10 protein-coding genes are annotated in these 11780 nt (G+C 49.2%); 8 read left to right on the top strand and 2 right to left on the bottom strand.

Going from position 1 to position 11780, the window contains the following annotated elements; all coding sequences use genetic code 11:
- Nucleotides 1–146: 146 nt before the first annotated feature.
- Nucleotides 147–1475 carry an argininosuccinate lyase gene (gene argH / locus OXB_RS17695; RefSeq protein WP_041076011.1) on the top strand — a complete coding sequence of 443 codons (1329 nt, stop codon included), beginning with the start codon at nucleotides 147–149 and terminating at the stop codon, nucleotides 1473–1475.
- Between the two features lie 309 nt (nucleotides 1476–1784).
- Here argH and OXB_RS19000 read toward each other — a convergent pair whose 3' ends face one another.
- Together OXB_RS19000 and OXB_RS17690 are read right to left on the bottom strand one after the other, a co-directional pair.
- Nucleotides 1785–1958, bottom strand: a complete 174-nt coding sequence (locus OXB_RS19000; protein WP_158333777.1) for a hypothetical protein — start codon at nucleotides 1956–1958, stop codon at nucleotides 1785–1787.
- 242 nt (nucleotides 1959–2200) lie between these two features.
- Nucleotides 2201–2983, bottom strand: coding sequence for an SDR family oxidoreductase (locus OXB_RS17690; protein ID WP_269447818.1), 783 nt, complete (start codon nucleotides 2981–2983; stop codon nucleotides 2201–2203).
- Nucleotides 2984–3152: 169 nt separating this feature from the next.
- Here OXB_RS17690 and fabG point away from each other — a divergent pair, with 169 nt between their 5' ends.
- The 7 genes from fabG (at nucleotide 3153) to OXB_RS18560 (ending at nucleotide 11742) form a co-directional block, all read left to right on the top strand.
- Nucleotides 3153–3917 (top strand): 3-oxoacyl-ACP reductase FabG, encoded by a 765-nt coding sequence (gene fabG / locus OXB_RS17685; protein ID WP_041076006.1) that lies wholly within the window; start codon nucleotides 3153–3155, stop codon nucleotides 3915–3917.
- 115 nt (nucleotides 3918–4032) lie between these two features.
- Complete coding sequence (gene argC / locus OXB_RS17680; protein ID WP_041076004.1) at nucleotides 4033–5067, top strand: N-acetyl-gamma-glutamyl-phosphate reductase; 1035 nt, start codon at nucleotides 4033–4035, stop codon at nucleotides 5065–5067.
- A 15-nt stretch (nucleotides 5068–5082) separates the two neighbouring features.
- Entirely contained in the window at nucleotides 5083–6309 is a 1227-nt protein-coding gene (gene argJ, locus OXB_RS17675; RefSeq protein ID WP_041076002.1) for a bifunctional ornithine acetyltransferase/N-acetylglutamate synthase, read from the top strand.
- Nucleotides 6272–7051 carry an acetylglutamate kinase gene (gene argB, locus OXB_RS17670; protein WP_041075999.1) on the top strand — a complete coding sequence of 260 codons (780 nt, stop codon included), beginning with the start codon at nucleotides 6272–6274 and terminating at the stop codon, nucleotides 7049–7051. The genes argJ and argB overlap by 38 nt, the downstream gene beginning before the upstream one ends.
- The gene (locus OXB_RS17665) at nucleotides 7048–8190 is read left to right on the top strand and encodes an acetylornithine transaminase (protein ID WP_041075997.1); all 1143 of its coding nucleotides are present in this window, start codon (nucleotides 7048–7050) and stop codon (nucleotides 8188–8190) included. The genes argB and OXB_RS17665 overlap by 4 nt, the downstream gene beginning before the upstream one ends.
- Nucleotides 8191–8399: 209 nt before the next feature.
- Nucleotides 8400–9317, top strand: a complete 918-nt coding sequence (locus tag OXB_RS17660) for a stalk domain-containing protein (protein WP_041075995.1) — start codon at nucleotides 8400–8402, stop codon at nucleotides 9315–9317.
- A gap of 883 nt (nucleotides 9318–10200) precedes the next feature.
- Nucleotides 10201–11742, top strand: coding sequence for an S-layer homology domain-containing protein (locus OXB_RS18560; protein WP_158333775.1), 1542 nt, complete (start codon nucleotides 10201–10203; stop codon nucleotides 11740–11742).
- Nucleotides 11743–11780: the final 38 nt, after the last annotated feature.

The raw sequence follows: 11780 nt of genomic DNA, 5'->3' as shown, positions 1-11780 counted from the left end.
CTTCATCCATAAAGTATACCGCATCTGTTGGCAGATAAGCGCATTTGGTGCAAATGAAAAACCGCAGAATGTATTGCAATATTCAATTGGGTTAATTATAATACACTATACTGTATAAAAATTCATTCTGGAAGGTTGAGATAGATATGAAGCTTTGGGGTGGACGCTTTACGAGCCGTGCGGATGAAATCATGGAACAGTTCAATACATCATTGCCAGTCGACCATCGTTTATATAAAGAAGATATCACGGGCAGTTTAGCGCATGTGACGATGCTCGTCCATTGTCATTTACTGACGGAGGAAGAAGGGGAACTTCTCAGCAATGGCCTGCAATCGATCCTTCAAGATATCGAATCAGGGGAATTGAAAATCGAGGGAAATTATGAAGATATCCATTCTTTTGTGGAAATGCAGTTGACGGAGCGCATCGGGGAGACGGGGAAAAAACTGCATACGGCTCGCAGCCGGAATGACCAAGTGGCCGTCGATATGCGCTTGTATGCAAAAAATAAGGCGGCAGAAGTGATGGAGAGCCTGCAAGTGCTCATCGATTCATTGCATGAAAAAGGGGCTGCCAATAATGTCATCATGCCGGGATATACTCATTTGCAACGGGCACAAGTTGTGACGTTCAGCCACCATCTCGGCGCCTATGCCCAAATGTTTGCACGGGATAAAAAGCGGATTGCTTCCGCCATCGAGATTTTGGATGAAAATCCGCTCGGCTGCGGCGCATTGGCAGGGACGACGCATCATATCGACCGCACGGTGACGACATCGCAGCTCGGCTTTGCAAAACCGGTCGACAATTTTCTGGATGGCGTCAGTGACCGCGATTACTTGCTGGAATTGATGTCCGATTTCTCCATCATTATGATGCACCTGAGCCGTTTGAGCGAAGAACTCATCCTCTGGAGCAGCCAGGAGTTCAAATTCATCACGATGTCCGATGCGTATTCAACGGGGAGCAGTATCATGCCACAGAAGAAAAACCCGGATGCTGCCGAGTTGATCCGCGGGAAGACAGGCCGTGTGTACGGGTCGCTCTTTTCATTGTTGACGACGCTGAAAGGGCTGCCGTTGACATACAATAAGGATATGCAGGAAGACAAGGAGCAGTTTTTCGATGCGCTAGATACGGTCATGGACTGCATGGAAATCATGGCAAGAATGATTGACACGCTGGAAGTGAACGCGGACCGGATGAAAGCGGCCATCAAGGCAGGCTTCCTGAACGCAACGGAAGTGGCGGATTATTTAGTGAGCAAAGGGACCGCATTCCGGGATGCGCATGAGATTGTCGGGAAGCTGATCATCTATTGCGAGGAACAGAAGAAGGCGATCGAGGATTTGACGATCGAGGAATTAGCGAAGTTCAGCAGCCAGATCACCGATGATATTTACGAATATATCGATTACGAAAACATCATCACTAAAGGGAATAAGCAATTGATGAAACAAGTGAAGAAATGAGGGAAAGGGGCTGCCTGGGAATGGACAGCCCCTTTACGATGTAGCTGATCTGCTAATACCGCATGATTTTTTCGGCAATCACTTGGAGGCAAAGAAATATCCGTCAAGTTTACAACTATATCATCCACTTCTGTTGAAGTATCAGTCAAATTTACAGCGTTATCCGTCATATTCCTCGTTTTATCCGTCAAGTTCACAATTTTAATCCCGAAACAGGACTTTCGAATCAGAAAAAAGCTGTCCGAGTTTGTTTCGGACAGCTGGTGGTTCATCCTGTAAAAAGCGACATCGTATAGACAGGACCACATCCTATTTCAATGACTTTCTCTCCTGGGTACTTTCGGCAATAGTGGAATTGGCTTGTTTGAAATTTTGATTAATCGGAGGAGAAGAGGATTTCACGGGGTCTCCATAGGCTGTATACGTATTGGGGTCCTCCTTTTTCTTGCCGGCATTGGAATTCGTGTTCATGTTTTTCGTCATTTCAGAACCTCCCAAATTTATTCCTTTTATAATCCGTAACACAGTTAGAATGTTCCCAAATAATAAACGGGGAGGTATTAACCTCCCCACAGTCATCAGTTGATTTATCACCTGATTGTCCTAGTGTAAACAGTAGTTGCGGTAGCTATTCGAAGAAATATCTGGTTGGTTTGGATATGCTTCCAATTACAATTGGTACGCAAAACAGCTGCCCCGAATTCAACGGGACAGCTGTAATTGATTCAACCCATAATATGATAGCCGGCATCGACGTAGATTGTTTCGCCCGTGACACCGCTGGATAGTTTGCTGAGCATGGCGATGGTCATTTCAGCGACTTCTTCTTGCGTGACATTGCGCTTCAATGGAGCTTTCTCCTCAATTTGCGACAGGATCGTGTTGAATGAAGGAACCCCTTTTGCGGAAAGTGTCCGGACGGCGCCGGCGGAAATCGCGTTGACGCGGATATTGTCTTTCCCGAGGTCGTTGGCCAAATAGCGGACGGATGCTTCCAATGCCGCTTTCGCTACGCCCATGACATTGTAGCCGTCGAGTACTCGCTCGGCACCGAGATAACTCATCGTTACGATGGATCCGCCTTCCTTCATATACGGACGCGCTTCTTTCGCGGCAGCGATGAGGGAGTACGAACTTGTATCTTGTGCGAACGCATACCCGCTTCTCGTTGTTTCGACGAAATCATTACGGAGGTCTTCAGCATGGGCGAATGCTACGGAGTGGACCACACCGTGGATGACGCCGACCTCCTCGCCGATTTTCGTGAATGCTTCATGCATGCTGGCATCGTCATTGACGTCGCATTGGACGATCATGCGCGCTTCATAGTTGCCTGATTCCAATGCCTTCTCCATTTTCGCAAGCGAGCGTTCTTTCCGATATGTGAAGATGACGTTCGCCCCAACGGAAAACAACGATTTCGCCACTCCCCAAGCCAGGCTCCGCTCATTCGCGACGCCCATAACCACGATGTTTTTTCCTTTTAAATTAAGTAGATCCATGTTCATAACCCCCATTTATTTTCATATCTGCTAATAGGACCAGTTACTAAACCCAGTATAGCATACTGTCTTCTTTAGCCACAAATCAATTCTGGGAATTTGATTCTCCGAGAGAATGTAGACAATGGTATGATGAACTATAGTTAGATAATTCATGGAAGGGAGAAGGTTGTGAATGGAAAAACGTTTCTCGGGCAAAACCGCGATTGTGACGGGTGGGAGTCAAGGCATCGGCCGGAAGATCGCGGAGGAATTCGCGACGGAAGGAGCAAATGTCGCCATTTTGGATGTCAATCAGGAAGCGCTGGACAAGACGGTAAGTGAAATGAATGAAATGGGATTTGACATTTCGGGGATCCATGCCAGTGTGACGGATCGGAAGCAGGTCGAAGATGCGATGGCATCTGTATATGAGCGGTTTGGCTCAATCGATATTTTGGTGAATAATGCAGGCGTCACCCGGGATAATTTACTCTTCAAAATGACGGATGACGACTGGCTCACTGTGATGGATGTTCATTTGAAAGGGGCTTTTTATGCAAGCCAGGCAGTTCAGCAATACATGGTGAATCAGCGGTACGGGCGCATTGTGACGATATCTTCGACTTCTGCATTAGGTAATCGGGGACAGGCGAACTATGCAACGGCTAAGGCGGGGTTGCAAGGTTTCACGAAAACTTTGGCAATCGAGTTGGGCAAATTCGGTATTACCGCCAACTCTGTCGCACCGGGCTTTATTGAAACCGATATGACCAAGGCAACTGCTAATCGCTTGGGCATCCATTTTGAAGAATTGGTGCAGGCAAGCGTTCGCCGGATTCCTGTTGGTCGTAGCGGACAGCCTGAAGATATTGCCCATGCTGTCGCATTTTTCGCGGATGAACGTTCCTCATTTATTAATGGGCAAGTGTTGTACGTTGCTGGCGGTCCGAAAAACTAGCATTCATTCTTGAAAACGGTAACATTTCAGAAAAACAAGCAATACATAAAAATACTGTTGACTTTATATTTATACAACACTATACTAATCCTAACATGTAGTTGAGGTGATTGGCATGAAGGTTGGAATTATTGGAGCTTCAGGCTACGGTGGTCTCGAATTAATTCGTTTTCTTCATAACCACCCTGAAGTCGGACAATTAACTTTATTCACATCGTCTGAAGAAGGGACGATTTTTTCACAGAAATATTCACATCTTATGAAGATATTCGATCAACCCCTACAGCGGATTGAGAATGATAGATTGGCACAATTTGATGTTGTGTTCTCGAGTGCACCCGCAGGCGTCGCAAGCCAGTTATTTCCGCCACTGGTCGGAAAAGGCCCGAAGCTGATCGATTTGTCCGGGGATTTCCGTTTGAAGGATTTGGCGCTCTATGAGGAATGGTATAAAAAAGAGCCGGCTCCGGCAGCCGCGGTTGCAGAAAGCGTATATGGCCTGACCGAGTGGAATAAAGAAGCGATTGCCGACGGACAGCTGATCGCGAATCCAGGTTGCTATCCGACAGCGGTCCTTCTCTCGCTTTTGCCTTTATTGAAAGAGGAGCTGATCGATCCGTCCCAGCTCATCATCGACGCGAAAAGCGGTGTTTCCGGAGCGGGCAACCAACCGAATCAGATGACTCATTTCAGTGAGACGAATGAAAATACAGCTATTTATAAATTAAATCAGCACCAGCATATCCCGGAGATCGAGCAGGCATTTTCACTATTTGCTCACGAAGCGCCGCCGATTACGTTCAGCACCCATCTTGTCCCGATGACACGGGGGATCCTCTCGACAAGCTACGCTGCGGTCGCGGACGGGGTCACGGAACAGGATCTCGTCAATTGTCTGGAAGAAGCGTATGCCGGCAAACCGTTCGTCCGGATCATCCGGGAAGCCAATAAATTCGGTACGAATCAAGTGTACGGCTCGAACTATTGCGACATCCATGTGAAAGTCGATCCACGAACCAATCGTGCTACCATCGTGTCCGTTATAGACAACTTGGTTAAAGGGGCGGCAGGGCAAGCGATCCAGAACATGAACGTCCAGTTCGGACTGGACGAAGAAACGGGCCTCGAACTAGTCCCGGCATTCATCTAATTTGGAGGTAGTACGATGACAACGAAAACAGTTTCCATGAAACGAATCTCCGGCTATAACATCCTTTCGCCGAAAGGATTTAAAGCGGACGGCATCCATTGCGGTCTGAAACATAAAAAGAATGATCTCGGGTTGCTTGTCAGTGAAGTGCCAGCCAATGTCGCAGGTGTCTTCACGACAAATGCCGTCCAGGCGGCTCCTCTTTACGTCACGAAAGAAGCAATCGCCCACGAAGGGAAGATGCAAGCAATCATCATCAATTCCGGAAACGCCAATGCGTGCACGGGCAAACAAGGTATGGAAGATGCCTATGCCATGCAGGAAATGACGGCGGAAAAGCTTGGCATCGCCACTCATCTCGTAGGGGTCGCCTCCACAGGTGTCATCGGAGAAAAGATGAACATGGTCCCGATTATTAAAGGAATCAAAAAAATCGAGCCGAGCTACGGTCTGGAAGGTTCGATCCAGTTTTCCCAAGCGTTATTGACAACAGATACGGTGACGAAAAACACCGCGTACATCACGGTCATCGATGGCAAGGAAATCACCATTGCCGGCACGGCGAAAGGCTCCGGAATGATCGAACCGAATATGGCGACGATGCTCGGGTTCATTACAACTGATGCGAATGTGGAGACGCCTCATTTGCAGACGGCGCTTAAAACGGTGACGGATCTGACATTCAACGCCATCACGGTCGATGGAGACACTTCGACGAATGACACGGTCCTCCTGTTGGCAAACGGCATGGCGGAAAATGAATCCCTGACACCGGACCACCCGGAGTGGGATAATTTCGTTCAAACCTTGCATGCCGTGGCACAAGACTTGGCGAAGATGATCGCGAAAGACGGCGAAGGGGCGACGAAACTGATCGAAACCGAAGTTGCCGGAGCCGTCTCTGATGAAGAAGCACGGAAAATCGCCAAAACGGTCGTCGGTTCCCCATTAGTCAAAACTGCGGTCTTCGGTTGCGATGCGAACTGGGGACGGATTATCGCAGCGGTCGGCTATAGCGGCGCGACTGTCGATCCGAATGCGATCAGTATCCAGATCGGCGATACAACGGTCGTCGAAAGCGGAGAGCCGATCAGCTTCTCGGAAGAGCATTTGCGTGAATACTTGAAACAGCCTGAAGTGAAAATTGTCGTCCAGCTCCATCAGGGAGAAGGGCAAGGATTGGCATGGGGGTGCGACTTGACATATGACTACGTCCAAATCAACGCCACTTACAGAACGTAAGCGGATTGTCATTAAATTAGGCGGCAGCATGCTGGAAGGTTTGAGCGAACAGTTCTTCATTCAACTGAAACAATTGATGGCGGATGGAGTGGCTCCGATCATCGTCCATGGCGGCGGTCCGGCCATCAATCAGGAACTTGCTAGAAGCGGTGTCACCTCGACAGCGGTGAACGGCATCCGTGTTACGTCCGACGAGGCGATCGGCATCGTCCAATCAACCTTGATTGGCAAAGTGAATCCGGCTTTGGTCCATCAGCTGAATAACGAGGGCATTGCCGCGATAGGCTTGAGCGGATTCGACGGGCAACTGATTACATGCAGCTTTTTAGATGAAAAGGTCTATGGCAATGTCGGGGAAATCCAGAACATCCAGACGGAAGTGTTGGAGAAGGTGACGGATGCAGGCTTCATGCCGGTACTATCCTGCATCGGTGTTTCTGAAGACGGCAAGCCGCTTAATATTAACGGGGATACTGTCGCGAGCCGGATTGCGCTTGCAGTGGAAGCGGATAGTCTGCTGCTCGTGACGGATACACCCGGCATCCGGGTCCATGATGAAGTGCAACCAACCGTTTCGCCATCTTCCATTACAAAATGGATTGAGACTGGCGACATTTATGGCGGTATGGTGCCGAAAGTGGAAGCGGCTCTTGCTTGCTTGTCGGCGGGCATTCCGTCCGTCAAGATTGTCGATCAGCATTTAAGCGGGACGGATATACGCAGTGAGGGGGTTACGGCTTGAGTGCTTTATTCAACAACTATGCGCGGCGACCGGTCCATCTTGTAGAGGGGCAAGGGACCCGGGTCGTGGACGACCAAGGAAAAGAATATTTGGATTTTACGAGCGGGATTGCAGTTGTCAGTCTCGGGCATGCGCATCCGGCGATCGTGGAAGCTGTGCAAAAACAAAGTGAGAAATTATGGCATACTTCCAATTTATTTGCCAGTCCGGAACAAGAAAAACTGGCAGCGTCACTCGTGGATGACACGCATTTCGGCCATGTCTTCTTCTGCAACAGTGGAGCGGAAGCGAACGAAGCGGCTATTAAATTGGCACGCAAACATACGCAGAAGCATACGATCATCACATTTGAACAGTCTTTCCATGGCCGTACAATCGCGACCATGTCGGCAACCGGACAGAAAAAGGTCCAAGAAGGGTTCGGCCCATTGCTCGAGAAATTCAAGACGATCCCCTACAATGACATCGGTGCGCTGAAAGCCGCTGCTGACGATGAGGTGGCGGCGATCATGCTGGAGGTCATCCAAGGGGAAGGCGGCGTCAATCCGGTCAGTCCAGAGTTTGCGCAAGCCATTTCGGATATTTGCCAAGAGAAAGGCATTCTCCTCATTGTGGATGAAGTGCAGACTGGAATCGGCCGGACTGGTACACGCTATGCTTATGAGCAGACTGTTTTGAAACCGGATATCATGTCGCTTGCCAAAGGATTGGGCGGAGGATTCCCGATCGGGGCGATGCTCGGAACACCGGCTTTATTCGACGCGTTCGGTCCCGGCTCGCATGCGACGACGTTCGGCGGCAACCCACTCGGCGTGGCCGTCGCACAAACGGTGATCGACCATGTATTCCAAGACGATTTCTTGAAGCAAGTGAATGAACTCTCTTCGTATTTAGTCGAGCAATTGAAGTCCGGCCTGCCGGAAGATCGGTTTACGGTCAGAGGCTCAGGTCTTCTCGTCGGTGTCGCTTGTCAAGAAGAAGTCGCACCGTATATTTCAAAAGCGGAAGAAGCCGGCCTGTTAGTCGTTCAGGCAGGGCCGCATGTCATCCGTCTTCTACCGCCGCTCACCGTGACGAAAGAGGAAATCGACAAAGCCGTGGAACTGTTGGCATCCGTCCTCGGCATCCCGGTGTCTTAATAAAAAAGGTTTGAATTAAGGCGTTCAGTGAAGCGCTATTCAAAAATGACCTACGTCTGATTAGTAAAAGGCCCGCTTTCCTCAGCGGGTCTTTTCAGCATTTTCGATTTTGGGCAACGGAACTAACCCAACTTTGGTAAGACTATCTGTAACTTTTATTGTCCTGCCCCGTCAAATGGGGTGACAATGTATGCAAAGGAGAGGACAACATGAAGAAAATGGGTACGATTGCGATGGCGGCCCTATTGACAGGCAGCTTGATGGGAGGGTACTCTGCCATGGCGCAAGATGCAACGTTGCAAGCTGTTGAAGAACGACAGGAGGATGCGACGAATTATATCCAGTATGCAGGAGTCATTACGGATATTGAAAAAGGGAAAAGTGAAATTCGGGCGACCGTGGAAAATGAAGAGGGCATGATCATGATTTTCCGGGTCAATGACGATTCTTTAGTATTCAACAGCGGAACGACGAAGCCGCTGACGAAAGCGGAATTGGCGGTGGGGGATGCCGTGGAAGGGTATTACGACAAAAATAAACCGATGATCCTGATCTATCCGGCGACAGTGACGCCTGAAATCCTGATTGTAAAGGATGAGGGAGTTTTTGGCGAAGTGAAGATCGGCAAGTTTGACAATGAATTCCTCAGCCTGGATGGCGAATTGAAATTGAATATCGGAGAGACGACGGAATTGGTCAATCAAAAAGGAAAGACCATCGAAGAAAAGGATCTGCACGGCAAAAACTTGGAGCTGGTCGTCTTTTATGACGCCACCACCCGGAGCATCCCGCCTCAAACTACGCCGAAAAAAATCATGACGTTGAACTATGTCACAGAAGAGCTGGCAAAAGTTGAGCAACTGATTGCAGAGGATCACTACATGAAAGACGGGGTCAAAATGATACCGTTGCGGAAAATCGCCGAACAGCTCGGCTACCATGTCCAATCCCTCCCGAAAGAGAACGGGGCATTGGTGACGAAACAGAATTTGTCCTTCAAAATCGTCCGGGGCGAGAAATCTTACAGCATGAATAAAAGCATCGTGAAATTCCAGCAGGCCCCTGAACTGAAAGGCATGAAAACATACGTATCCGAAGATTTTCTGGAACATTTGCTGCAAAACTGACGTGGTGGAAGAAAGAGCGTGAAACAATGGGAACGCCTCGGCACGGGGCGGATGTTTCACGCTTTTTTATTTTGGAGTAATGGTGAACGCTCCCTGGCGGATTGACGGTGGTTGGACAACTTGGCAGTTTGGTTGGACAACTTGGCAGGTTGGTTGGACACCTCAGCGGAATTGTTGGACAGCGAGGGCGAATGGTAGGACATCTCCCTCACTTCGTTGGGAACCTGCCCGGTGGTTGGACATCTCTCGAGGTTGGTTGGACACCTCAGCGGGATTGTTGGACACCGAGGGCGAATGGTTGGACATCTTCCCCACTTCGTTGGAAACCAGCCCGGTGGTTGGACATCTCTCGGGGTTGGTTGGAGACCCCCGTGGAATTGTTGGACATCAAGGGCGAATGGTAGGACATCTCCCTCACTTCGTTGGAAACCAGCCCGGTGGTTGGACATCTCTCGGGGTTGGTTGGACACCTCAGCGGGATTGTTGGACACCGAGGGCAAATGGTAGGACATCTCCCTCACTTCATTGGAAACCAGCCCGGCGGTTGGACATCTCCCCAAGTTGGTTGGACACCTCAGCGGGATTGTTGGACAACGAGGGCAAATGGTAGGACATCTCCCTCACTTCATTGGAAACCAGCCCGGCGGTTGGACATCTCCCCAAGTTGGTTGGACACCTCAGCGGAATTGTTGGAAACCGAGGGCGAATGGTTGGACATCTCCCTCACTTCATTGGAAACCAGCCCGGTGGTTGGACAACTTGGCAGGTATGTACACCCTTTCAATCTACAAATTTTTTAGTAGAAAGTACTATACATCTCCCATCCTATCCTGTACGTTATAGAAAGATCATCATAGAACAAAACAATGAGGGAGATTTTGCAATGAAAAAACTGTTGTTGCCGCTTTTGGCGATATTCTTTACGTTTGCTAACTTCGTTCCCGTGTCGGCAGCTCCACTCTTCCAGGACGTCCCTGACCAGCATGCTTCAAAAGCAGAGCTCGATTTTCTTGCGGAACTTGGGATTATCGAGCCGAATCCATCGAAAACCTTTGGAGTCAATCAAGCGATCACCCGACTGGAAGCTTCGGAAATGTTAGTGCGTGCGTTGCAGTTGGACACAGCCGATCGACCTGATCCGGTTATGAAAGATGTCCAATCGGGAGATCGAGGATATGCTGTTATAGCAACTGTCGTCGATGAACGGATCATGGCGGGGAATTTAAACGGCGAATTCCGTCCGAATGACAAGTTGACTCGCGCTCAGATGGCGGCAATTCTCGTCAAAGCATTCGACTTGAAAGGGACGACTGCCTATACGTTCCGTGACGTAGATCCGTCCCATTGGGCTGCCGATTCCATCAAGACGCTGTTCGTCAATCAAGTGACGACGGGTTACCCGGATAATACGTATAAACCGGGCGCTTCCATTACACGTGGCCATTTTGCGACATTCCTGGCGCGGATTTTGAATCCGGCATTCAAGCAGACGATCTCCTGCTATAAACCGGATAATACGAAAACCTATACGGTGAATGTTGCCGTTACAACGCTTTGGAAAGAGCCGAACAAAACCCGTACAGTGGACAAGCCATCCATCGCCGCGCCCGTCGATGTGACCAAGTGGACAAAAACGATGTCCATTCCACAAAAACAGTGGCTCGTCGGAAAAATCGAGACGCAAGCCCTTTATGGGCAAGAAGTCGATATTCTCAAGAGCAGCGGTGACTGGTACCAGGTGGCCGTGAAAGACCAGTATTCACCGAAAAACAAAGCGGGCTATCCGGGCTGGGTGCCGAAATCGCATATTACCGAAACATATCCGAATTACAAAAACTGTGAAATGGCAATGGTCAGCGTCCCAAAAGCAGGGCTTTATGAAACAGCAGGCACTTCGAAAAAGTTCATGGATATCAGTTTCAACACCATTTTACCTGTATTGAAAGAGGAAGGCGCATGGCTCCAGGTGCAGACCCCGGCCAATGGTGTGAAATTTATTCGTAAGCAAGACGCGAAACTATTGAAAAACGCGACAGCCATTGCTAAACCAACCCAAAAGGACATTGTCAATACTGCGAAACTTTTCACCGGCTTGCCGTATCTATGGGCGGGGACATCCGGGTTCGGCTTGGATTGTTCCGGTTTCACGTACACTGTGTATCGACAGCATGGCATCTCGATTCCACGGGATTCCTCCGTCCAAGCGACAAATGGAACTGCTGTGGCGAAGAACAAGATGCAGCCAGGCGATTTGATGTTCTTTTCGCATAATAAAGGGAAAGGCCAAGTGCACCATGTAAGCATGTACATCGGAAATGGACAAATGATCCACTCTCCGAATCCCAAAAAGAGTGTGGAAATCATTTCGATCAACACGGAGCCCTATAAGTCGGAATTTTCCGGGGCACGACGATATTTAAAATGAAAAAGAGGTCCGGACGGAAAACTGTTCGGGCCGTTTTC

Source organism: Bacillus sp. OxB-1, assembly GCF_000829195.1.
Taxonomy (GTDB): Bacteria; Bacillota; Bacilli; order Bacillales_A; family Planococcaceae; genus Sporosarcina.
The sequence above is the reverse complement of the archived record's forward strand: the minus strand, read 5'-3'. Positions and strand labels throughout refer to the sequence as shown.